The sequence below is a fragment of the bacterium genome, from assembly GCA_018814885.1.
Taxonomy (GTDB): Bacteria; Krumholzibacteriota; Krumholzibacteriia; order LZORAL124-64-63; family LZORAL124-64-63; genus JAHIYU01.
Window position 1 is genome coordinate 1 of sequence record JAHIYU010000151.1, and the last position, 22,172, is coordinate 22,172.

A 22,172-nucleotide genomic window follows, 5' to 3' on the forward strand; every position below is an offset into this window, starting at 1 on the left:
ACGTAGTCGGCCAAACCCTTCTTGGCCTGCACTTCCGTTATCGCCGCCGTCAAGGTCGTCTTGCCGTGATCCACGTGGCCGATCGTGCCTACGTTGACGTGCTCCTTGGTCCTCTCAAACTTAGCGCGAGCCATGGCTGGCATCCTCCTGCACCAGTATGAATGCTGTTGCGAACCCGATCGTGCGGGGGTCCGCCGCGACTGCTCCCGAGCGACGGGAACATAAGAAAATCAGGCCTGGAGCCCACGAGCAGATTCGAACTGCTGACCGCTTGCTTACCATGCAAGTGCTCTACCGGCTGAGCTACGTGGGCCCGATTCCTGATTTATCGGTCACCGGGACTCCCCGGCCGTAGTTCCATCTACTGGAGCGGGAAACGGGACTCGAACCCGCGACCCTCAGCTTGGAAGGCTGATGCTCTAGCCAACTGAGCTATTCCCGCCCCGATCCCGAAGCCACACTGTATCTTTTGGTGGCGGGGGATGGATTCGAACCATCGAAGGCATCCGCCGACAGATTTACAGTCTGTTCCCTTTGACCGCTCGGGAACCCCGCCACACCCTGCACCACTTGTCGCTGGAGCTGGCGAGAGGACTTGAACCCCCAACCACCTCATTACAAGTGAGGAGCTCTACCAATTGAGCTACGCCAGCCCGTTCCTGACGAAATCGTGGACACACGACAAGGAAGAGAGGCGGCCAATCGGCCGCCGCTTTTCTCGTACCCACCATTTTGGGCGGGCCACGCAATATATAGGGGGAAGCTCCGAAGTGTCAAGGTAAAAAGGCGTTCAGGCGGGACGCACCTGCGTGCCCGAGGCGCCGTCCTCGACCGTGAAGCCCCGCGTCTGGATCTCGTCCCGCAGGGCGTCTGCCGCAGCCCAGTCCTTGCGGGCGCGCGCAGCGTCGCGCTGCGCCGCCATCGCCAGGATCTCGTCCGGTATGGCGGTGACGCCGGCGGCAACCAGGCCAGCCAGGCCGTCCCGGTGCAGGCCGAGGATGCCCGCGGCTGCGGCGAAGAGGCCGAAAGCGTCCTCAAGACATTGTACATCAACGAGTTGCTCTCCAGAGGCGCTATAATACTGATTGAGATCGCGCACCAGACCGAACAACACGCCGATGGCCCCGGCCGAGTTGAAATCGTCGTCCATGGCCGCGAAGAAGCGACGCCGATGGTTGCGTACGGCCTTGGCGAGGATCTCGCCCGGCTCTGAGACCAGCCCGGCCGGCACGGGATCGACGCCTGACGCCAGTTTTTCCCGTAGACGCACCGCGCCGCGCACCAGCCGGTCCAGGGCGGCCTCGGCCTCGCGCAGGCGCTCCTCGCTGTAGTCGATCTGGCTGCGGAAGTGGGCATTCAGCAGGAAGAAGCGGATCACCTCTGGCCGGAACTTCGCCAGGACGTCGCCCATGGCGAAGAAGTTGCCATCGGACTTGGACATCTTCTTGTCGCCGAGAAAGAGCAACCCGTTGTGCAACCAGTAGTTGACGAATTGCTCGCCGGTCCCGCAGCAGCTCTGGGCGCATTCGTTCTCGTGATGCGGAAAGAGCAGGTCCCGTCCGCCGCCGTGGAAATCGAAATGGTTGCCTAGGAACTTCGTGGACATGACCGAGCATTCGATGTGCCAGCCCGGTCGGCCCCTGCCCCAGGGCGAATCCCAGCCGGGTTCGCCCAGGGCGGCGTTCTTCCAGAGTGCGAAATCGAGGGGATCCTCCTTGTTGTCACCCACTTCCACGCGCACACCGCTGCGCATGTCGTCCACGTGGCGGCCCGAGAGGAAGCCGTAGTCGTCGTAGGAACGGACGCGGAAGTAGACGTCGCCGGCCGCCGCATAGGCGTGGCCCTTGGCGACGAGTCCTTCGATGAAGGCGACGATCTCCGGTATGTGGCCGGTCACCAGCGGGTATTCGTGGGCCGGCTGGATATTGAGCGCCTCGGCGTACTCGTGGTAGAGCGCGATGTTGCGGTCGGCCACGACGCGGTAGTCGACGCCCTCCTCGGTGGCCTTGGCGATGATCTTGTCGTCGATGTCCGTGAAGTTCTGGATGTGCCGGACCTCGTAGCCCAGGTGCTCCAGGTAGCGGCGCACCATGTCGCAGGCCACGAAGGCGAACATGTGGCCCACGTGCGGCTTGTCCTGGACCGTCATGCCGCACACGTACATGCCGACCCGGCCGGGATGGATCGGCTCGAACTTCCGCCGCGTGCGGGCGACGTGGTCGTAGACATGCAGGGTCATGAATCACTCCTGACCGGGTCGCGCCGGGCGCGCTCGCGGGTCCTGCGGACGGCGTCCAGGCAGAGATCGGTCAACAGGTCACCGAAGTCGATGCCGACCGCCGCCGCCGCCTTCGGCACCAGGCTGTTGCCCGTCATACCCGGTATGGTGTTCACCTCGAGACAGTAATAGGTAGCTCCGTCCAACCGGAAGTCAACCCTCGCGACGCCACGGCAACCGAGCAGATCGTAGGTCCGGCGGGCATCGCCGCTGATCATCTCGTAGAGGGGCGAATTCACGGGCGCCGGGCAGAGGTACTCGCTGGCGCCGTCGGTGTACTTGTGCTCGTAATCGTAGAACCCTTCGCGGGGCACGATCTCCACCAGGGGCAGGCGACGGCCCATGAGGATGGCGGCGGTCAGTTCGCGGCCCGGGACGTAGGATTCCAGCAGGACGCTGCTGCCGTGACGGGACGCCTCGCCGAAGGCGGCTGAGAACCCGTCGGCGTCCCCGACGATGCGCACGCCCACGCTCGAACCGTCGGCGTTGGGCTTGACCACGAGGGGAATACCGAGTTCGGACGCTGCCCGGGCGCAGAGCCTGTCCAGGTCCAGCATCTCATCGTCGGGCAGACCTGGCCCGCTCGCGGATACCGGCCGTGCGCCGGCCCCCTCCCAGCTCACCAGCAGCCAGTCGGGCGTGGGGATGCCGGCGCCGCGCAGCAGGCGCTTGGTGGCCGACTTGTCCATGGCGACGGCGCTGGTCCGCGGCCCGGACAGGGCGTAGGTCACGCCCATCAGATCCAGCAGCGCCTGCAGGTGCCCGTCCTCGCCGTCGCCGCCGTGCAGGGCCGGAAAGACCACGTCGAATGCGGTCAGGTCGGCCATGCCCATGACCTCGGGCACGGAGTCGATCACCCTGGCCTCCACGTCGTGACCCGCCGCGGACAGGGCCTCGACCGCCGCCCTGCCCGTCTCCAGGGATATCTCCCTCTCCCGGGAATCACCGCCCATGAGCACGGCGATGCTCAGCCTGTCCGGAACCCGGGCCTCATTCCCTCTCTTCACGCATCACCTCCTGTCGCTGACGGCATCAGCAAGGCCACGGCCAGGGCGGTCACGCATTCGCCTCGCCCCTCGGGCCCGACACCCTCTCCACGCGTGGCCTTCACCGAGACAGCGCCCGCCGGCACGCCGAGAGCCCCGGCCAGGGCGATGCGCATCTCTTCCGCGCGGGGGGCGATGCGGGGCTGCTCGGTGATGACGGTCGTGTCGACATTGCCGACCCGCCAGCCCTCGGCCGCCACGAGGCTCGCGGTCCGCGCCAGCAGATCCAGACCGGCGGCGCCCGCCCAGGCGGGATCGGTGTCGGGAAAATGACGGCCGATATCGCCCAGGGCCGCGGCCCCCAGCAGGGCGTCGATCACGGCGTGCGCCACGGCGTCGCCGTCCGAATGGCCGATGGGTCCGACCGGGCAGTCGGAGAAGTGCACACCGCCCAGGCGGCAGTCCCTGCCTTCCGACAGGAGATGTCGGTCCCACCCCAAACCGATTCTCACGAGGCTCACTCCAGGGAGATGTTGTCCAGCTGAACGACGGTCGTACGCTCCACGCGGCCCAGGAATAATAGCAGACTGCCGATATCGTCCAACCGGAATGTCCGTTCCTCGATATCGCCCGCCGCGGCGGCGAGGTCCATCTCGTAGCGGCGCCAGTCGCCGGTGATCCGGAAGCTGTCGCCGCAGGAAACCGCATCCCGGCGGCTGTCGAAGTCGTCCAGCCGGACCGAGAGGACGGCCTGCCCGCCGCCGTCGACGCGAGCGTCGAAGGCCAGCTTGCGGTAGCCGCTCCAGTCGCGGGGCATGCTCCTGAGGATCACGCCGGGCCAGCTGTCCCCTGGTTTCCCGGTGAAGCTCAGCAGGCGCCCCCCGCCGAGATGATCCTCGAAGCTGTACGTCGCCCCGCTGCCCTCGTTCTCGTTCCACAGGAACAGCTCTCTGTCGTCCTCGAAGTCGGCCAGCAGGGGAAAGCGCGCGCGCGCCAGACGCTCGCCGCGGATGAAGGCGGGTATCTCGCGCACCTGATAGGCCAGGACGGCGAGGCCGGCCAGGAAGATCAGGAGCGCCCACCGGCGGCCGCGTTCGAGATGAAGCAGCAGCCCTGCGGCCGACACGACGCCCCCCAGGTCCACGCCCGCATCCTGCAGCCGGGGATGACGGCCGACGAAGAGCTGGGGGATCTCGCAGCCCGCGGCCAGCAGGAAAGCCAGGACCGCAGCGGCGCCCAGGCTCCCCTTCAGCGGGCCGTAGCGATACAGCAGCAGGACGAGGGCGAAGGGGAGCCCGAAGTGGGCGATCACGCCGAACGAGCGCACGACGTGCATCCGCTCCAGCTGCCCGGGCACGGGCACCACGAACGGAACCAGCAGCAGCAGGGCGCCCAGCAGCCACCACCGCGCCCCGACGCGCTCGATCGCCGCGGTCATGAGGCCCCCCCGCCGCCGACGCGGCAGATGGAGAACCGGTACTTGCCGTTGGGCTCGCTCGGAATGCGCTCGAGGTAGCGCAACTCCACCGCCAATCCCTCGCCGAGGGCGCTGCGGAAGGAGGCGGTGAGCGCGTCCACGGTCTCCTCGCGCCATCCCTCGGCGCGCACGAGATTCACCACCAGCCGCGAGACATCCTCCTGGACGACCTGGAGCTGCCCGATGCCGGGGTAGCGGGTCAGCGTGTTCTCGATCAGGGAGATACCGGCCACGCGGCTGCCGTCTGCCGCGACGAGGAAATCGGCAACCCGACCGGTGACCGCACGCAGCAGGGGATACGGGCGCCCGCACGCGCAAGGCGCGTCGTGCAGCACGCCGCGGTCTCCGACCTCGTAGCGCAGCATGGGCATGCCGAAGTTGACGAACTCGGTGATCACCAGGCGTCCGTCCTCGCCGGGGGCGCAGGGCGAGCCGTCGTCGCGGAGCACCTCGACGGCCGCGTGCTCGGCGTTGACATGGAGGCCCGCATGCCGCTCGCATTCGCAGGCGATCAGGCTCACCTCCTCGCAGCCGTAACGATTGGTGACGGGCCGCTCGAACACGCGCTCGATCACTTCCCGCTCGGGTTGGAGCAGCATCATGCTCGTGGCGACGATGCCCGCGGGGCGGAGCTCGATGCCCATCGCCTCGGTCATCTCCGCCAGCAGGAAGATGGAATGGGCGTGACCGAACAGCAGGCCCGGGCGCAAGCGCCGCCACGCGGCCGCGAACCCGCGCACCGCGGCCTCGTCCAGCCGCATCGTGTCCAGATAGAGGATACGGTCCTTCAGGGCGGCACGCAGGCGGTTGCGCCAGCTGGCCGGTGTCGGGGGGTTGCCCCAGACCGCCGCGACCGGCTGTCCCGGGCGCCACCCGCTCCAGGTGTCGGCCAGCAGGGCCGCGCCGTTGCGGCGCTGTACGCCGCGCACGTCGCAGAAGACCAGCAGGGCCGTGCCGGTCGAACCGCCGGTCCTGGCCGGCACCAGGTCGTCACGGTCGAACGCCTCCGAGAGGATCTCGTCCAGATTGTCTCGGACCTCGGTCTTGGTCAGCAAGGGTAGGCGCGCCAGGTCGTCTACGACCCGCACCACGGCGGGATCGATGCCGGCGGCGGCGAAACGACGCCGGTAGAAGGGAGAGGTTGCGACTGCATGCCGGACCACCCGGTTGAGACGGATGCCGCGCCGCCGCGCCAGGGCGGCGGGGGCGTCGTACTGGTCCAGGGCCAGGCGGTGGAAGGTGCGCAGGCGCACGCTCCGTTCGTAGAGGTCCCAGGCGGGCTCCACGATCCGGCCGACGATCCAGTCCGGGAGGCGAGGCGGCGTGCTCATGTCCGCGGCGTCCAGGTGATCTGCCGCTCGCCGCGCAGGAAACGGATCAGCGCGTTGCCGGCCGCGCCATTGAGCAGACACAGATAGAAGGGGAAAGACAGCGGAGGAGGCAGCCGGCGCCCCTTGAGCAGCAGGCCGACCGAGGCCAGCGCGTAGAAGGCGACTTGCAGGGCGAAGAACGCGTTCCAGATCGGCGCCGTACCCACCAGGGCGGCGTTGGCGACCAGGGCGCAGAGCTGGAAGACCGGCGCCAGGTACCGCAGCCACTTGTGGGAGAAGAGCTGCCAGGCGTAGAACCCGTGGCGGAAGGGGTTGAGCAGCACCGCCTTGTCCTTCAAGGCGTGCCAGGCGCGCAGGGCCACGCGCGTTCGCATGCGGAACTCGTCCGACGCGACAGACAGACTCTCCTCGTAGAGCAGCGCATGGGGCTGGTAGACGACCCGCCGCTCGCGTTGCACGATGCTCAAGGGCAGGACGAAGTCGGGCTGCTGATCGTTCCGCATCGGTACGTACAGCGAGGCCCGCACGGCGTCGATGCCGCCGTCCACGCCGACCACCGAACCGAGCCGGGTCTCGAGTCCGCGCAGGACGTTCTCGTAGCGCATGTACGCGGAACAGCCCTCTCCGGTCAGGGAACCGTCGGGCGCCTTGTAGACCATGCGACCGGTCACATACCCGACGTCCGGGTCGGCGAACGGTTCGACGAGGCGGCGCAGGGCCGACGGACCGTACAGGGAGTTCGCGTCGGAAAAGACCAGCAGTTCGCCCGCGGCGTTGGCCGCGGCCAGGTTCAGGGCGGCCGTCTTGCCCGCGCGCGGTTCCTGCCGCAAGAGGCGTATCGCGCGGCCCGTCCCGTCGGCCACCCTCTGCACGATCCCTTCCGTGCCGTCGTCCGAAGCGTCGGAGACGACGATGATCTCGACCCTGTCGGAAGGATAATCCAACGACAGCTTGTTGCGCAGCGTGTGCTCGATACAGGCGGCCTCGTTGAAGGCGGCGATGATGATCGTCACCGACGGCGTGCCCTCGGCGCAGCGCACGTCGCGGCTGCGCAGAGCTGCGATCAGGGCGCACAGGACCGGATAGCCGGCATACACGTACACCAGCATGAACACACAGAATGCGAATACGATCGACATCGACGGATCCTGTCTTCAGACGACTCCGGCCCTGCGCAACTCCTGCGCGTAATGATCCTGGTGCTCGGCCACGCAGCCGCTCCAGTCGAAACTCTCCTCGGCGACGGCGCGGGCCCTGAGGGTCAACATCAGCCGGGTCTTCTTCTCCTCCACCAGGCGCGTCATGGCGCTGGCGAGAGCCACCACGTTTCCCGGCGGGATCAGCAATCCCGTCTCGCCGTCGTGGATCACCTCCAGGTTCCCGCCGACCGAAGTGGCGATCACGGCGCATCCTCGCAACATGTACTCCAGCACGGCGTTGCTGAAGCCCTCCGAGTCCGAGCATATCACGCCGACGGCCAGCTTGCCCAGGTAGCCGGGCACGTCCTCGATCCGGCCGGCGAACACCGTGCAACGGGAGATGCCCAGCCCCGCCGCCAGGGTCTCGTACTCCGGCCGCAGCTCGCCGTCCCCGATCACGTGGAAGACGACCTCGGGGTGTCGGGCGTGCACGCGGGCAGCCGCGCGCAGGAACAGATCGGTCCTCTTGACGCGCCTGTTGAGATTGCCCACGATGCCGATCGACACCTCCGATTCGAGATGCTCCACGAACCGGTATTCATTCGTATCGACACCATTGTAGACGACCTTAATCCGAGATGGATCCAGGTGGTCTTTTCGACTCACGTGATGCTTGACGGCCTGCGAGTTGGCCATGAAGCCCGTCGCCAGCGGATACGCCCGGCGCATCAGGAACACCTGCAGCGGCGTCCGCCAGAAGCCCAGATCCCGGAAGGAGATCAGCCTCACCGGAACCCGGCCCAGGCGGGCGGCCGGCAGGGCCACCAGGGTAGGGTCCTGGAAGAACGAGTGGACGACGGCCACGCCCTCGGTGGAAACATGTCGGGCGAGACGGCGCACGGACGCCAAACCCCCGGGCGACAACAGACGCGACACGTTCAGTTCCAGGCATGGGCAGGCGACCTCGTTCAGATAATCGCTCGAAGGGCGCAAGGTGCATAGCTGCGGCTGGAAGAGCTCCCTGTCGAGACGATTGATCAGACCGACCAGCTGTTTCTCCGTGCCACCGCGGCCGATGCTCTCTATGCAGTACAGGATCTTGTGCGGGGCCATTCTCCTCTCCTGTCGGGGTCCGGGCGCCGGTGGCGTTCCGAACCGCGGGTCAGTGTGGCACATGGCGGGGGGGAGCGGAAGATGTTTCCCGCTCTCGACAAAACGTGCCGGACAGGTTAACTCTGAAAGCGTCGTGCGCCTCCGTATTGCAACCACGAGGATTCCGCGAAGCCATGAACGACGCGTCCCTGGTCTCCGTCATCACCGCCACGTACAACATGGGCCGCTACGTGGCCGGCACGATCGACTCCATCCTGGCGCAGACCCACCCTGCCGTGGAGGTCATCGTCGTCGACGACGGCTCCACCGACGATACGCCTGCGGTGCTGTCCCGCTACTCGGCAGACGCGCGCGTGAAGATCGTGCGCCAGGACAACGCGGGCCAGACCGTGGCCAAGAACCGGGGCCTGCGCGAGGCCACCGGCGAGTTCGTCGGCTTCTGCGACGCCGACGACCTGTGGCGGCCCGCGAAGCTCGCCCTGCAGTTGCCGCATTTCGAGGACGAGGACGTCGGCGTGGTCTACGGCAACTTCCAGTTCATCGACGGAGCGGGACGACCCATCGAGACCTATCGCCCCCCCACGTACAGCGGCCGCATCACGGCCGAGTTGCTGGTGGACAACTTCGTCCACTTCCCCACCGCCCTGGTCAGGCGCAGCATCATCGAGGAGGAGGGCGGCTTCGACGAATCGCTGTCCATGGGCATCGACTTCGACCTCTGGCTGCGCATCTCCGTGGATCACGACTTCCTCTTTCTGCCCGACATCCTGGTCGATTACCGCATCTGGGAAGGTCAGATGTCCCATCGCACCGGCGAGCGCCTCGACAATGCCTTCAAGCTGATGCACCGCTTCCTCGCGGACCACCCCGGCTGCGTCACCGGCGTCCAGAAACGGAGGGCCTGGGCTCATACCTACGTGTCGCGGGGCCTCTGGAAGACGCGCCGGGGCGAGCGGACCGCGGGCGCGGCCGACCTGGCCCGCGCCTTCGCTCAGCGACCCTGGGACCGCCGTCTCTGGACCTCCCTCGCCAAATTGTTGCTGCGGCGCCAGGTATGACGCCCCGGGAAAGGTGACATTTTCCCCCTAAAATGCTATAATTTCCCATTCACGCACCTACGAACCTTTCGGCACATGCAACGAGGCTAGCAACGATGGCTCGTCCGAGGATTCCCATCACCTGTCTGCTCGCGCTTCTGGCTACATGCACCGCGACCTCGGCCGGGACCGTGCAGTCACTCTGGCACGATCCCGCCGACTTCATCTACAACGAGGATCGGGTCGACTGCCACTGGTCGTTCAGCGCCGGCACGGATTCGGTGCAGGTCGACTTCCACGACGGCAGCACCGTCACCATCACGCCCGACCAGACGCCGTACCGGCACATCTACGGCGACGCCGGACGTTACGACCTCACCTTGACCGTCTGGGAGGACGGCGTGGCCGAGCCTTACGACGAACAGAACTTCGTGTTCGTCCGCCAGCGACCTCTCCCCGGCAACAACTACATGTTCCTGCACCATTCCACCGGACGGAACCTGATCACCGACAGCGGCGTGCGCAGCCTGCTGAATCTGCACAACGACCGGTACGGCACGGCCATCGAGCTCTGGGATCACGACTACCACAGCGGCAACTCGTACACCGGCATCATCCTGCCGGACAGCACCGTGTACAGCGACTGGTCCTACGGCGAGGAGGCCAACGACATCCAGCCGGGCGGCTACTACTCGATCTTCACGGGTGTGGCCAGCGCCTTCCGCGATTCGCTGCTCAACCGCCACGACGTGATCGTCATGAAGAACGACCACCAGACAGGCGACATCATCCACGACGGACAGCTGGCCGCCTACAAGTACTGGTACCTGCAGATCCGCAACGTGCTGGACCAGCACCCGGAAAAGCGCTTCATCCTGGTCTCGGGTCCGCCGCGCCGTCCCGAGGACATCACCAACAACGAGGCGGACCGCGCCCGCGTGTTCTACGACTGGCTGCAGAGCCCCGAGTTCATGAACGGGCATTCCAATATCTCGTTCTTCGACCTCTTCGACTATCTGGCCTATCCCGACGACCCCAGCGATCCGCAGCGCAACATGCTGCGCTCGCAGTACCGTCGTCCCTACGGCGAGACCGACAGCCACCCCAACGAATACGCCAACAGCGTGATCGGTCCCCTCTTCGCCGGCATGCTGATCCGCGTCGCCGACCCCTCCTGGATCAGCGTCGTGTCGGACGTCCCCCAGCCGACCGCGGCGCTGCAGCTCCATCCCAACCATCCCAATCCGTTCAACCCCAGCACCGCGATCGCCTACGACCTGGAGCGGCCGGGCCTGACCAGCCTGGGCATTTTCGACTTGTCGGGACGGCTGATCCGCAGCATCCTGACACCGACGATGCAGCAAGCGGGCAATTACGCGCTGCGGTGGGACGGAACCGATGATCGGGGCAGGGCCCTGCCGTCGGGCGTGTACCTGTACCGCCTGCACAGCGGGAGCGACGCGGCGAGCCGCCGCATGGTCCTCGTCCGCTGACGGAACGACCCGGCGCAACGCAAGGATGCGAACCATGCTCCAGACCCTCAAGGAATGGTACTGGTCCATGAAGGACCCGACGGGGCGCATGTACCTGCGCTACAGCTGGGTCCGCAACTGCCCGGGACCTTATGGATTCAGGCTGCGCGCCGACGTCCTGCGCAGGCACTTCAAGACCTGCGGCGAGAAGGTGCGCATCCACGAGGGCGCTCGTTTCCGCAACGTGCACATGATCTCCCTGGGCGAGTACGTCACCGTGGGCGTCGACAACTTCATCCAGGCCGCGGGCGGCGTGACCATCGGCGACTACACGCTGCTCGGACCGGGCGTGAAGGTGTGGAGCACCAACCATGTCTTCGCCGATCCGGACAGGCTCATCCGGGACCAGGGCGCGGAGTACAGGGAAATCGTGATCGGCAGCGACGTATGGATCGGATCGAACGCCTTCATCATGCCCGGCACCAGTCTCGGCGACGGTTGCATAGTCTCGGCCGGCTCGGTGGTCGGCGCTAAGAAATACCCCCCTTACAGCATCCTGATGGGCAACCCCGCCCGCGTGATCGGCAACCGGAAGAAGCGCGCCGATGAGGGGGATTGAGAATCTCGACAGCCTGCTCGACGAGACGGAGAACGCCCCCCTGTCGGTCGTGCTGGACCACCTCGTCGCCGCCATCCCCGCAGGGCCAGACCAGCGCAGCCGCGTCGCCGAACTCGTAGACGAGTCGCGGGCCGCCTGGCAATGGCTGTTGGGCGGACGCCGCCGCGGCCACATCCTCCACCTGTCCGGCGGGTGGAACGCCGGCGCCATGGCCCTGGCGCGGGTCTGGGAGAAGGTCACCGTGCTCGAGGCGTCGGCCACGAGCCTGCGCGTGCTAGAGCGCCGGATCGCCGAAGAGGGTTTCCGCAACGTGGAGATGATCACGGGCGACTGCGACGGACGCCTGCCCTGCGCGGACGCCGTCTTCGACGCGGTCTGCTGGACGGCGGCCCCCGGCCGGCGCGTGCCCTGTTCCGCGCCGGACGGGGCCTTCGCGCTCGGACCGCTCCTGCGCGAGGCGGCGCGCGTCCTGAAGCCCGACGGGGAGCTGCTCCTGGGCCTGCCCAACCGCTGGCGCCGCAGCAGTCTCCTGCGGAAGGGCGAGCCCCCGCTCTATACCCTGCACAACGTCGAGCGGACCCTGCGCAGGGCGGGCTTCAACGTGCATTCGGTGCACGCCCACGAGAGCGAGTACGAACAGGAGCGCTTCTTCGTGGACCTGGCCGACGTCTCGGCTATCCGCGCCTTCCAGGAGCAGCACCCGGGGCGCGGCCGCCATCTTCCCGCCTGCTTCTACCGCCGCCTGGCCCCCCAGTACGCCGTCGTCGCCGGGACGGGCCCGGCCGAACCGCCCTGGCTCCGGGACGCCCTGCAATCCGTGCGGCGCCACCTGGGCATCCAGGACCGCGCGTGGACCGTTTCGCCACCCGCGGTGCAGCGCAAGGGCAAGCTGGTGTCCGTGCTGTCGCGGGACAAGCGGCCCGCCTGGATCGTGAAGATCCCCCTGCGCCCCGAGACGAGAGCCGGCATCGAGAACGCCCGGCGCGTGCTGTCGGGGCTGTCGGCCCATCTGGCGGCCGACGACATCCTGACGGATCTCCTGCCCGGAAACCTCACCCGTCTCGACTTCGAGGGCATGCCGCTGTACGTGGAATCGGTCTGCCGGGGCAAGTCCTGGGCCGGCCATCGCAAGCGGCTGCCCCACGTGCAGGACACGGACCTTCAGGAGGTGCTCGTACGCCTGCTGCAGCTGGACGCGGACGACCTGGGCCTGCCCGACGCCTCCGGGGCCCTGTCCCGCAAGCTGGTCCACCTCTCTGGATTGCTGGCGCTCCACGCGCCCGAGCTGATCGACGTGATGGCCGCCGTCGGCGAGAAGCTGGACGCCGCGGGGCGCGGCCGTCCCTGGAAGCTGCGCAAGGGCGACATGACGCTGAGCAACATCTTCCTGGACGGGGGGCGCATCTCGGGCCTGATCGACTGGGACGAGAGCGAGGCCAGCCGGCTGCCCCTGGCCGCCTACGCCGACCTGCTCTTCTCCTGGCTGTGGCAACGCGAGGGACTGCGCCGGGCCGACGGTCTGAAGATGCTGGTCGACGGGGGCCTCGACGACCTGCCCGGGGCGCTGGGCGTGAGCGAGATCCTGTCCCGCCTGGACTGCGGCCCCGACGACCTCATCGCCGGCGCCATGGCCTCCTGGGTGGACCACGCCCACTACGAACTCGTGCATCCGGTGTTCAGATACCAGCCCGCCCGCGTCCGGGGCCTGCTGGTGGAACCCTGCCGCGCCCTGGCCCGCGTGTGGGGTCAGCGGGTCGCCTCGGCGTAGATCCCCAGGTATGCGTCCGTCATCGTCTGAAGGGTGTAGCGGGCGCGCTGCTCCGCCGCCGCCCGCCGGCCGAGCCCGGTGCGCAGCCGCGGGTCCTCGGCCAGTCGGGTGATCGCCGCGGCGATGCCCGCCACGTCGCCCACCTCGACCAGCAGACCGGTCTCCCCGTCGCGCAGCACCTCCGCCAGGCCGCCGACGCGCGAGGCAACCACCGCCGTGCCGAGGGACATGGCCTCCAGCAGCGTGTAGGGCAGGCCCTCGTGCAATGAGGGCATCAGCAGGATGTCGAGGTGGGCCAGCCAGTCGTAGACGTTGCGCTGGAAGCCGTGGAAGGCCACGCGCCCCGCCAGGCCGAGGTCCAACGCCTCGCGGGACAGCCTCCGCTCCAGCGGGCCCGAGCCGATCACGTGCAGGCGTACGCGCCCGGGAACGCCGCTCGCGGCCAGCGCGCGCAAGGCGAAACCGATGCCCTTGACCTCCGAGACCCTTCCGACCAGCCCCACCTCGCAGGCATCGGTCGAGAGTTCCGGCGGCCGTGCCGTCGAGGCCGGGTCCAGCGGCGCGATGCCGTTGTGGACGACACGGCGCTCCAGGCCCCGATGCATGTCCGCGCAGCGCGCCATGATGTCCGCCGTGACGTAGCAGACGGCGGCGCCCACCTTGCGCGTGGCCCACCCGTCCAGCCGTCGATTCAGCGCCTTCTTGAGCCGCGCCACCGGTCCGCCGCCCGGTTCGGGCAGGCCGTGCTCGGTCTTCACGACGGGCACGCCCAGCCGCTTCCCGGCCACCGCCGCGGTGACGGCGGCCCGGTAGCCGTGCACGTGCAGGACATCGACGCCCGCGCCGTCGACCAGATCGCGCAGATCCCGCGCCGCCGCCGGATCGTAGCGGTGGCGGGCACGGATCAAAACGACGCGCAGTCCCGCCTGGCGGGCGCGCGCCGCCAGCTCGTGGTCATGGAATAGGGCGAGGATGGGCGCCGACCCGTTGCGGTCGCGGAGACTCTCGCTCAGTCCGAGCAGCTGCGTCTCCACGCCGCCGAACAGTTCGCCGGGCGCCAGCATGACCACTTTCGGTGCGGGAGTGCCGCTCATCGCCCGGCTCCCGCCGCCGTCAGGCCCCGGACGCGGGCCACGAAGGCGGACAGCTCCCGGGCGAAAGCCGCTTCGAACCCGGCCCTGCCCCGCGCCAACCCTGCCTCGTCCCGCGTCGCGGCCCGCGCGCGGGCCACGGCTTCGCGCAGGTCCTCGGCCCGATGCCCGGTGTATTCGGCGCAGTCTGCGAAGCAAGCGCGAAGGGTGCGTGTGTCGGAGAGAACCGTGCCGCGCGCGGCGCCGACGGCCTCGTAGGCTCCGCAGACCAGGCAGTCGTCGTCGTCGGTGAGCACGACCACGGCCTCGGCCCGGCTGAGCACCCTCCGGTACTCCGCGAACGGCATGTAGCCGGGCAGTCGGATGCGGGGATCCTCCCGCACCGCGGCCGGCACTGCCGCCCGCTCCGTATTGCCGCTGATGACGACGTCCAGGTCCAGGATCGCAACGATTTCCCGCGCAGCCTCGAAGATCAGGGCGACGGGCTCGTCGCTGTCGAAGCTGCAGACGAAGAACGCGTAGGGGCGTTCGCCGTCCCGGGCCGGCTCGGCGCGGCACTTCGCATCCTCGCCGCGCCAGTCCGTGAGCGGGTCGCGCAGCACCGACACCCCGGCGCTGTGGCGCTCGGCGTAGGGCACGAGCCTCTCGTTGGTCACCACGAGCAGGTCCGCCCCGGCGAGCAGGAAGCGCTTGAACGCCCCGAAGGGCCTGGACAGCGGGCCGGAGAACTCCTTCTTGAGGGCCTTGTTGTGGCAATCGCAGACGATCTTCGGACGGGGGCGTGCCGGCAGGAACCTGTAGATCAGGCAGACGAGCATCAGCAGATAGGAGAAATGCATGAACACGAGCCGCGGCCTCTCGCGCCACAGGACCTTCAGCGTCCACAGGGGACCGATCAGGTTTCTCTGCAGGGGACGGTGGTCGTCGAAGACGAAGGTGGGCATCCCCCCCAGGGCGTCGACCAGGCTGCGTGTTCTGCGGTGCTCGTGCCAGGTGATCCAGATGGTGCCTTCTGGCCATGGCATACCGGCGAACCCGTCCTTAAATGTGGGTAGGCTGTCCGGGCTCTCCGGGCGGCCCCGGGTCGGGATCCCCGAAATCGCCGAGCTCGATGGGGTACCCGGGCGAGGTGTCGCCGTTCTCGTCGATGACGTACAGGAAGACCTGCTCTCCGGACGTGAAGCTCACGGTGCGCAGGGGCAGCTCGATGAACGTCGAGGACCAGTTCGCGGCGACCTGTATCTCGCGACGCGTGCAGGCCGCGTAGGTGGCTGCGTTGCCGAGCTCGACACGGGCCTGCGTGGTGGCGACGTAGACGTCGTCGAAGAAGGACCGCACATGGCTCAGCGCACTGAAGCCCTGGAACATATGGCCGATGCGCAGGTCCTCCACGTACTGGCCGCCCTCCACGTCGCACAGGTTGAGCCCCGAGGAATCGAGCTTCTGCTGCAGGTTGTACCAGATACTGAAGCGGCCGTCGTTCTGCGCGGCCGTGTTCTCGTAATCGAGCCAGAATTCCCAGCGGCCCCAGCTGTAGTTGGAGTTGTAGTAGCGGGGATCGCCGCCCCAGTACCAGATGTCCGCCGGCGTGGCCTGGAGCATGGTGGCGAAGGCGGTCGCCCCGTCCGGGATCATGAACGGCATGAACTGCTGCTGCTCGTAGCCGTTGCCGGAATTGGCCGGCCCGAAGGTGTAGAGCTGCTTGTGGTTCATCTCGGGCGGCGGATCGTTCTGGCTGGGATCGTGATACCGCATGTACGAGAGGTACAGGGTGTTGAAGGGCCCCTGCGACCCCCATCCGAAGGCGTTGATCGAGTAGCCGCTCCAGCCGGGCTCCTTCCAGGCGACCTTGGCGCTCTGGCCGCCGGAGTAGGCCTGCATCCGGCTGTACTGGGGAAACGGCGTGTTGGAGCTGGGATGCTGGAAGGTCCAGGTGGGTCCGATGACCGGCACGCCCAGGGTCGCTCCGTCTCCGCCCTCCTCGAAATCGTCCCAGCTGATCACCTGGGCGGCGGAACCGAAGTCGTTACCGCTGATCTGGATCGTGTCGCCGTCGATGAACTCGCCGCCCACGTTCAAAATGACCGGTTGCGCATTCACGGTAACCGCTGCTGCAAGCAGCAGAGCCGAGAATGCAACCGCTCTGGTCGTGCGACAGCGATGTGAAAGCAGGGTCATCTCCCTGTCTCCCTTGACGTTACGAATCGCGGCCCCCGGCAGCATGCCCGACCGCACTGTTCCCAGTAGCATATTGAATGCCGCTGTGGCCAGTCCATCCCTAGATTCTCGCATCGCTGACCTGGGCCACCAGAGCCGCGACCAAGCGTTTCATCTCGTACGAGATCCACAGGGACGAAAACGCGATGCCGGCGACGAACCACCAGTAGACCTCGTAAAGGTCCATGCCGAAGAGGCCGAGCACAAGCCTAATATACAGAAATCCGGCCGCGGCCATGACGACGGCCCGCATGAAGCGCAGATCGTCCTCCATCGCGGCGATACGCAGGCGAAGCGCCGGCGGCGGTTGCGCCCGGCCGCGGGCGGCGCCGTGGAGGAGCCTGGCAAGCCTCACGAAGCGCTTCTCCGCGTGATGCAGGGCGGCCAGCATAGCGTAGACCAGGAAGACGAAGATGGCGAGCCCCTGCAGGCCGAGATTGGTAGCCACTTCCAGGTAGAGATTGTGCGTGTCCTGGGTGCGGCCGAACACGCGGTTGCGCACCGCCGGAAACGACGCCACCCCCACGCCGAGAGGGTTGTCCATCAGGATCTTCCAGGCATCATTGAGGATCTCGATCCGCATCTGCTTGGAATGGCCCTCCGCCTCCTGACCGCCGATGCTCTTGAAGCGCTCGACGTACTGATCGGGGATGACGGGCAAGGCCGCCGCCGCCAGGGCCGTCCCGATCAGAAGCCACCGCAGCTTGTTCGTCGATCGCAGCCACCAGTAGACGAGGAAGCCGAAGAACCCCACGTAGGTCGTGCGCGATCCCGAATAGAGCATGCAGACGCCGGCCGTCATCAGCGGCGGCAGGAGCAGGAGCTTGAACTTCCAGTCCCTGATGACAGGGAAGAGGAAGACCACGAAGGGCACCAACCCGATGGCTACGCCGCCCAGGCTGTTGGGATGGGCGTAGATCGGTACGGCCCCGTGCAGGCGCATCACGCCCTGGTTCTGCCAGACGAGACTGCCGGAGATCGCGCCCCGCGCCGATTCCTGCGTCACGTAGAAGCAGGCGAACAGGAAAGCGGCCAGGAAATAGCGCATGGCCCGCGGCGACCGGATCAACGCCACCATGAAGAAGGTGAGCATGGCGAATTTGATGACGCGGTCGACGAATATGTTGTTGGCCATCACCTTGTCGGCCGCGAAGGGGATCTGGATGATCATCGCCACGAAGAGCAGTGTGATGCCGACCAGCACGTTCTTGGCGGGCCTGAGCTTCGCGATCCGCACGGGATAGGCGGAGATGATGAAGACACAGGCCACGGCCAGGACCAGGCCCAGCACGAACTCGATGCGCAAGGTCTTGAAGATCTCCCGGCGCGCACCCAGCTGCATGTACCTGGCCACGACGAAGGTCAGGAAGATCGCAGTGACGAACAGCGGCGCCTCCCAGTAGCGCGGGAGGCGCAAGCGGCCGGATTTGCTGTGCTGCATCATGCCGATGCCAGCGTCCTCGTCTGGATGGTTCGACTAGTTCATCCCTGCTACCGCGGCGTTGATGAAGGGTACGAAGGCCGCCGCGGCCTTGGCGTTGCCCTGCCGGCTGGGATGGCTGTCCTGGCCGCCGCCGGTCGGATAGGCCGACCAGTTTCCCCTGCCGCCGGTCAGGATGTCGTAGTAATCGAAAACCACCACGTTGGGCAAGGCGTAGGCGGAGAGCCAACCGTTCTCGCGATCGGTCAGCCAGGTATTGAACTCGCGGGCGTGATCGGCCGGGGTCGGCCCGGAACCGAAGGCGCCCTTCAGGCGGTCCTTGAGATCCCGCCTGGGCTCGGCGCGCGGCGGCGCGGTGAAGGCCACGAAGAGCACGTCGGGACGCGCCCGGAAATGGGGCAACAGAGCCCGGTAGGCGGCCTTGGCGTTGGCCACGGTGAGCTCCTCGGCGTCGGGATCGCCGGGCTCGACGCCGGGGCCCGTGAAATCGTTGTTCGGGTAGCAGGACTTGAAGGCGACGATGCCGTTGATCGTGCCGTCCCCGTACCTGCGATCCTGGTGGTCGGTGGCCAGGATGGCGTCCATGTGCTCGGCGAACTTGCGCCGCCAGTGGCGGATGTCCGTGTCCGCGCCGAGGACAGACTCGTAGGACAGCTCGCTCACGTCGTAGCCGCCGGCCGTCAGCAGGGCGCGCAACCCGCCCCCGTTGGGATGGCTGTCGTAGATGCAGCGCCGGCCGGAACCGGGGGCCCCGCCGGCGCGCTCGCCCGGATCGGCCATCAGCTGGCCGCCGCAGGAATGGTGTATGAAGAGCAGGCGCCTGGGGGTTTCGGGCCCCGCGCTCGATGTCCGTGCCGTCTCTTGCATGGCCACGTCTCCTCCGTTGTCGTCGGCCGTGCCGCAGGCGGCCAGGGGAAGCAGCAACGCCAGCACCGCTGCGGTACCCGAGGTCTTAAACCAATTACTCATATGCATTTCTGAACCTCCAGCGGGCCTGGAATATGCTGACTGACCTCGAACAGTATACGTTCCTCGCGGTTTCGAGGCTACCATGGGTTGACAATTCGGGATCATGACCCGGAAGATGTCCCTGCCGCCTCAATGCAAAACCCCCACCACGGAGGGAAGAATCATGAAGCACTGGCGTATTCTCACCCTGTTCGCCCTGCTGCCCCTGCTGGCGATGCTGGCCTCCTGCAGCAGCGACGATACGACGACACCGGACGAGGACACCGACGCGCCCGTGGTCGTCCAGGTCGATCCCAACCAGGACGAGACCGATGTCGCCGTGGGCGAGGACGTGACCATCGTCTTCAACGAGGACATGGACCCCGCCACCGCCGACGGCAACGTCACGCTGTCCCACGGGACGATCACCGACCTCGACTGGCTGGACGACAAGACGCTGGAGGTCGCGCACGGCGATTGGCCCGAGGGCACGGAAGTCACGGTGACCGTGGGAACCGGCCTAGCCGACGTGGCGGGCAACGCCCTGGCGCAAGCCTTCGCCTGGAGTTTCTGGACCTGGACCAACGACGTCATCCTGCAGAACACCCTGCCGGAGAACGGCGCCACGGGAGTGCCCATCAACACGCAGGTCTGGCTCGGGTTCTCGAGGGCGATGAACGGAGCGACCCTGCCGGGCGCCATCACGGTGACCAGTCCCGACAAGGCGACCCACGCCTACACCCTCGACGGCGGACACGAGGACTGGACCCTGACCTTCGCCGCGAACCTGCCCGCGTCCACCCTGATCACGGTTACCATCACCACCGACGCCCAGGGCGAGTACGGCGATCCGCTGGCGGCGGAGACCAGCTTCGCCTTCACCACCGGCGACGCCGCCGACACCACGCCGCCGCAGCTGGTGTCCATCGAGCCCACGGACGGCTCGATCATCCCCACCGACACCAGCTACCTCCGTCTCACCTTCGACGAACCCGTCGACGACGATTCGCTGCAGCCGTCGGTGGTCAGCGGCCAGCTCATGCTGAGCATGAACAATCCCGACAACGCGGGCGTCTGGTCCGAGAACCACACCGTCTTCACCGTCGCCCTGGCGCCGCCGTTGACGCCCGGCGCGATCCTCGCCGTCACCTTCGAATCGTTCGCCGACATGCACGGCAACGTCAACGACACACCCACCGAGTGGTCGGTGACGGTGGCGGGCACGCCCAACTACTTCCCGCTGGTGGACACCTATGTCATGTACTACGCCGGCAGCTGGACCAACGACCCCATCAAGGAAACCGGCTGGATCCGGGCGGCCACCAAGTACGAGTTGAAGACCGGCGGCGAGTTCTGGCGCTGGACGATCGAGGAGGCCGGCCCGTACCGGAAGATGGCGCAGATCCCCTTCACCGACTACGACCGCATGAAGGCCACCAGCTCGGCCATCCAGTTCCTGGGCTTCCACGAGGTGAACGAGGAGCCCGGCAAGGAAGTGAACGACATCACCTTCAACCCGCCCATCGACTGGCTCAAGCTGCCGGTGACCGCGCAGACCTGGAGCGGCACCTCGACCTTCCAGCCGGTGCCGCAGGAAGGCCCCACCCAGGTGAGTTACACGATCGAGATCCTGCCCGGCGTGTTCGATCTCGAGGGATTGTCGATGGGCAAGCAGGGGGATTCCCCGACGATCTTCTGGCTGGGCTGCCGCAAGGCCGTATTGGAGTTCGAGGTGGGCGACGGCGTCGACGTCTACCAGGAAGGGACCGAGACATACTGGTATTGCCCCGGCATCGGACCGGTGCGCAAGGACAGCATGGAGACCGAGGGTAGCGAGACCTACATGACGACCCTGGACCTGGTCTGGGCCGGCCTGGAGGTGAACTTCCCCGACTGACGGGACGGCGACACCGCCGAACGGGAGAGGGCGCCCCCCCGCGGGGCGCCCTCGTTGCGTAGCGATACGGATTCGCTCAGCCGGCCTTCTCCCGCGCCTCCTCCCCCGCCGCCAGTCCGGGAGCGAACACCTCCAGCGCCTTGGCGAGCAGACGTCGATGGTGGCGGCGGTGTTTCAGCGGGATATTGAAATTCGCGCGCGCCTCGGCGTCCAGGTCGTCCCAGTGCTCGCGCAGGAAGGTCAGGAGGACGTTCGTGGCGGTCTTGTAGATCTCGTGCGCCTGCTCGTAGGGCATGTCGTAGATGCGTTCGAGTTCGGCGCGGTTGCGGTGCTCGAACTCGCCGAGGGTCATCGCGTCGACCGCGCGGCGGTGGCAACGGGCGTCGAAGAACTCCACCGTGAAACGATCCCAGAACGCCAGGTGGCCGAGCGTCTGCTTCAGGCTGATCTGGCCGTGCTCGGGCGGCACTTCGCGAAACCGGACCGGGAAGATGCGCGCCAGGTCGCGCAATCTGCGGTCCTCGTCGGCGAATGCGGCGATAAGTGTCTCGACGGAACTCATCTTCACCCCCCGAACGCAGGTCTATGGATCAAAATACTTCGTCGACATCCAGCTGCGCAATAGTTGTTTGAGAAGTCGGCCGCGTATTACATCCTGCCGGCCCCGTTCAGACTCCCGCGCGACCGGCCCTGCGGGGCGGCCGGAAGTACAGAACCGCTCCGGAGCCCAGACAGAGACCCATGCCGACATACATGGCGGCCAGCAGCGGCCGGGGAGTCGGGCTGTACCGCAGCGCGACGCCGCCGATGGACATCACCAGCGCCATGAACCAGCTGCGCCAGGCGAACATCGAGAACAGGCACGCGCGCGCGGGGCGCGCGGTCAGCCGCGCCAGGTTCTTGCGCACCAGGGGCATGAAGGTGCGGGGGATCAGATACGCGCCCATGGCCGCGCCGGCGGCACCCGCGAGGACGGCCGTCGGCAAGGGCGACGCCAGGAGCCAGCCGCCGGCCCTGACGAAGAGCATCGCCGCTACCAGTCCCCAGACGACCCCCGCCAGCACGGGCAGGACACGCTGCGGCACGGTCGGGTTGAGACGTCGGAGCAGTTCCTTCATGCCGGCCGCCTATGCCACGAGAATATGGTGATGACGCTTCTTGCCCGCCTGCAGGACGATCCTGCCGACCCGGACGTCGCCCGGGACGAGCATGCGCATCTCGTCGTCGATCCTCTCGCCGTTTACCTTGATGCCGCCCTGGCGGATGAGCCGCCGCGCCTCGCCCTTGCTCCCGGCCAGCCCGGCGTCGGCCAGGGCATCGATCAGCGGCAGGCCGTCGCCGTCGAGGTCGGCCGCGGG

General features: G+C 67.2%; 21 protein-coding genes and 4 tRNA genes. 5 read left to right on the forward strand and 20 right to left on the reverse strand.

Going from position 1 to position 22,172, the window contains the following annotated elements:
* From tuf to KJ554_11575, 12 genes are all read right to left on the reverse strand, one after another.
* Positions 1–134: elongation factor Tu (gene tuf / locus KJ554_11520; protein ID MBU0742967.1), on the reverse strand; the 134-nt coding region annotated here is incomplete at its 3' end.
* Between the two features lie 103 nt (positions 135–237).
* Positions 238–313 (reverse strand) — tRNA-Thr (locus KJ554_11525).
* Between the two features lie 52 nt (positions 314–365).
* Positions 366–442, reverse strand: a tRNA-Gly gene (locus tag KJ554_11530).
* A gap of 28 nt (positions 443–470) precedes the next feature.
* Positions 471–556, reverse strand: a tRNA-Tyr gene (locus tag KJ554_11535).
* Between the two features lie 21 nt (positions 557–577).
* Positions 578–653, reverse strand: a tRNA-Thr gene (locus KJ554_11540).
* 137 nt (positions 654–790) lie between these two features.
* Positions 791–2,239 (reverse strand): cysteine--tRNA ligase, encoded by a 1,449-nt coding sequence (cysS, locus tag KJ554_11545; GenBank protein ID MBU0742968.1) that lies wholly within the window; start codon positions 2,237–2,239, stop codon positions 791–793.
* Positions 2,236–3,285 carry a D-alanine--D-alanine ligase gene (locus KJ554_11550; protein ID MBU0742969.1) on the reverse strand — a complete coding sequence of 350 codons (1,050 nt, stop codon included), beginning with the start codon at positions 3,283–3,285 and terminating at the stop codon, positions 2,236–2,238. The genes cysS and KJ554_11550 overlap by 4 nt, the downstream gene beginning before the upstream one ends.
* Positions 3,282–3,785: a 2-C-methyl-D-erythritol 2,4-cyclodiphosphate synthase gene (gene ispF / locus KJ554_11555; protein ID MBU0742970.1), complete on the reverse strand. Its 504-nt coding sequence runs from the start codon at positions 3,783–3,785 to the stop codon at positions 3,282–3,284. The genes KJ554_11550 and ispF overlap by 4 nt, the downstream gene beginning before the upstream one ends.
* Positions 3,782–4,702, reverse strand: a complete 921-nt coding sequence (locus KJ554_11560) for a hypothetical protein (GenBank protein MBU0742971.1) — start codon at positions 4,700–4,702, stop codon at positions 3,782–3,784. Before KJ554_11560 ends, ispF begins: the two co-directional genes overlap by 4 nt.
* A complete protein-coding gene (locus KJ554_11565) occupies positions 4,699–6,072 on the reverse strand; it encodes a phenylacetate--CoA ligase family protein (GenBank protein ID MBU0742972.1) in 1,374 nt (457 codons plus the stop codon). Before KJ554_11565 ends, KJ554_11560 begins: the two co-directional genes overlap by 4 nt.
* A complete protein-coding gene (locus KJ554_11570; GenBank protein ID MBU0742973.1) occupies positions 6,069–7,211 on the reverse strand; it encodes a glycosyltransferase family 2 protein in 1,143 nt (380 codons plus the stop codon). The genes KJ554_11565 and KJ554_11570 overlap by 4 nt, the downstream gene beginning before the upstream one ends.
* Before the next feature lie 15 nt (positions 7,212–7,226).
* Positions 7,227–8,324: a glycosyltransferase gene (locus tag KJ554_11575; protein ID MBU0742974.1), complete on the reverse strand. Its 1,098-nt coding sequence runs from the start codon at positions 8,322–8,324 to the stop codon at positions 7,227–7,229.
* Between the two features lie 173 nt (positions 8,325–8,497).
* On the opposite strand from KJ554_11575, the gene KJ554_11580 reads away from it, so the two are divergent.
* The 4 genes from KJ554_11580 to KJ554_11595 all read left to right on the forward strand — a co-directional run bounded on the left by KJ554_11580 (position 8,498) and on the right by KJ554_11595 (position 13,220).
* Positions 8,498–9,382 carry a glycosyltransferase gene (locus KJ554_11580; GenBank protein MBU0742975.1) on the forward strand — a complete coding sequence of 295 codons (885 nt, stop codon included), beginning with the start codon at positions 8,498–8,500 and terminating at the stop codon, positions 9,380–9,382.
* A gap of 95 nt (positions 9,383–9,477) precedes the next feature.
* Positions 9,478–10,854: a T9SS type A sorting domain-containing protein gene (locus KJ554_11585; protein MBU0742976.1), complete on the forward strand. Its 1,377-nt coding sequence runs from the start codon at positions 9,478–9,480 to the stop codon at positions 10,852–10,854.
* A gap of 34 nt (positions 10,855–10,888) precedes the next feature.
* A complete protein-coding gene (locus KJ554_11590) occupies positions 10,889–11,452 on the forward strand; it encodes an acyltransferase (GenBank protein ID MBU0742977.1) in 564 nt (187 codons plus the stop codon).
* Entirely contained in the window at positions 11,439–13,220 is a 1,782-nt protein-coding gene (locus tag KJ554_11595; GenBank protein MBU0742978.1) for a methyltransferase domain-containing protein, read from the forward strand. The genes KJ554_11590 and KJ554_11595 overlap by 14 nt, the downstream gene beginning before the upstream one ends.
* On the opposite strand, the gene KJ554_11600 is transcribed toward KJ554_11595, so the two are convergent.
* The 5 genes from KJ554_11600 to KJ554_11620 form a co-directional block, all read right to left on the reverse strand.
* On the reverse strand, positions 13,199–14,314 hold the full coding sequence (locus KJ554_11600) for a glycosyltransferase family 4 protein (GenBank protein MBU0742979.1): 1,116 nt from the start codon (positions 14,312–14,314) through the stop codon (positions 13,199–13,201). The genes KJ554_11595 and KJ554_11600 overlap by 22 nt on opposite strands.
* On the reverse strand, positions 14,311–15,336 hold the full coding sequence (locus KJ554_11605; GenBank protein MBU0742980.1) for a hypothetical protein: 1,026 nt from the start codon (positions 15,334–15,336) through the stop codon (positions 14,311–14,313). Before KJ554_11605 ends, KJ554_11600 begins: the two co-directional genes overlap by 4 nt.
* A gap of 16 nt (positions 15,337–15,352) precedes the next feature.
* Positions 15,353–16,411 carry a hypothetical protein gene (locus KJ554_11610; protein MBU0742981.1) on the reverse strand — a complete coding sequence of 353 codons (1,059 nt, stop codon included), beginning with the start codon at positions 16,409–16,411 and terminating at the stop codon, positions 15,353–15,355.
* Positions 16,412–16,589: 178 nt separating this feature from the next.
* The gene (locus KJ554_11615) at positions 16,590–17,972 is read right to left on the reverse strand and encodes an O-antigen ligase family protein (protein ID MBU0742982.1); all 1,383 of its coding nucleotides are present in this window, start codon (positions 17,970–17,972) and stop codon (positions 16,590–16,592) included.
* 33 nt (positions 17,973–18,005) lie between these two features.
* A complete protein-coding gene (locus tag KJ554_11620) occupies positions 18,006–18,938 on the reverse strand; it encodes an SGNH/GDSL hydrolase family protein (protein ID MBU0742983.1) in 933 nt (310 codons plus the stop codon).
* Positions 18,939–19,101: 163 nt separating this feature from the next.
* On the opposite strand from KJ554_11620, the gene KJ554_11625 reads away from it, so the two are divergent.
* Positions 19,102–20,814: an Ig-like domain-containing protein gene (locus tag KJ554_11625; protein ID MBU0742984.1), complete on the forward strand. Its 1,713-nt coding sequence runs from the start codon at positions 19,102–19,104 to the stop codon at positions 20,812–20,814.
* A 76-nt stretch (positions 20,815–20,890) separates the two neighbouring features.
* Here KJ554_11625 and KJ554_11630 read toward each other — a convergent pair whose 3' ends face one another.
* From KJ554_11630 to KJ554_11640, 3 genes are all read right to left on the reverse strand, one after another.
* Complete coding sequence (locus KJ554_11630; GenBank protein MBU0742985.1) at positions 20,891–21,376, reverse strand: hypothetical protein; 486 nt, start codon at positions 21,374–21,376, stop codon at positions 20,891–20,893.
* Between the two features lie 106 nt (positions 21,377–21,482).
* Positions 21,483–21,932, reverse strand: a complete 450-nt coding sequence (locus KJ554_11635; protein ID MBU0742986.1) for a hypothetical protein — start codon at positions 21,930–21,932, stop codon at positions 21,483–21,485.
* A 9-nt stretch (positions 21,933–21,941) separates the two neighbouring features.
* A partial coding sequence (locus KJ554_11640; protein MBU0742987.1) for a tyrosine--tRNA ligase occupies positions 21,942–22,172 on the reverse strand: 231 nt, incomplete at its 5' end.

Bases quoted from the DNA above. Each gene is read 5' to 3' on its own strand.
- KJ554_11565 (MBU0742972.1), bottom strand. From the start codon at position 6,072: ATGAGCACGCCGCCTCGCCTCCCGGACTGGATCGTCGGCCGGATCGTG.
- KJ554_11635 (MBU0742986.1), bottom strand. From the start codon at position 21,932: ATGAAGGAACTGCTCCGACGTCTCAACCCGACCGTGCCGCAGCGTGTC.
- KJ554_11605 (MBU0742980.1), bottom strand. From the start codon at position 15,336: ATGCCATGGCCAGAAGGCACCATCTGGATCACCTGGCACGAGCACCGC.
- KJ554_11625 (MBU0742984.1), top strand. From the start codon at position 19,102: ATGAAGCACTGGCGTATTCTCACCCTGTTCGCCCTGCTGCCCCTGCTG.
- KJ554_11585 (MBU0742976.1), top strand. From the start codon at position 9,478: ATGGCTCGTCCGAGGATTCCCATCACCTGTCTGCTCGCGCTTCTGGCT.
- KJ554_11560 (MBU0742971.1), bottom strand. From the start codon at position 4,702: ATGACCGCGGCGATCGAGCGCGTCGGGGCGCGGTGGTGGCTGCTGGGC.
- KJ554_11620 (MBU0742983.1), bottom strand. From the start codon at position 18,938: ATGAGTAATTGGTTTAAGACCTCGGGTACCGCAGCGGTGCTGGCGTTG.
- KJ554_11570 (MBU0742973.1), bottom strand. From the start codon at position 7,211: ATGTCGATCGTATTCGCATTCTGTGTGTTCATGCTGGTGTACGTGTAT.
- KJ554_11615 (MBU0742982.1), bottom strand. From the start codon at position 17,972: ATGATGCAGCACAGCAAATCCGGCCGCTTGCGCCTCCCGCGCTACTGG.
- cysS (MBU0742968.1), bottom strand. From the start codon at position 2,239: ATGACCCTGCATGTCTACGACCACGTCGCCCGCACGCGGCGGAAGTTC.
- KJ554_11595 (MBU0742978.1), top strand. From the start codon at position 11,439: ATGAGGGGGATTGAGAATCTCGACAGCCTGCTCGACGAGACGGAGAAC.
- KJ554_11630 (MBU0742985.1), bottom strand. From the start codon at position 21,376: ATGAGTTCCGTCGAGACACTTATCGCCGCATTCGCCGACGAGGACCGC.
- KJ554_11590 (MBU0742977.1), top strand. From the start codon at position 10,889: ATGCTCCAGACCCTCAAGGAATGGTACTGGTCCATGAAGGACCCGACG.
- KJ554_11580 (MBU0742975.1), top strand. From the start codon at position 8,498: ATGAACGACGCGTCCCTGGTCTCCGTCATCACCGCCACGTACAACATG.
- KJ554_11575 (MBU0742974.1), bottom strand. From the start codon at position 8,324: ATGGCCCCGCACAAGATCCTGTACTGCATAGAGAGCATCGGCCGCGGT.
- KJ554_11600 (MBU0742979.1), bottom strand. From the start codon at position 14,314: ATGAGCGGCACTCCCGCACCGAAAGTGGTCATGCTGGCGCCCGGCGAA.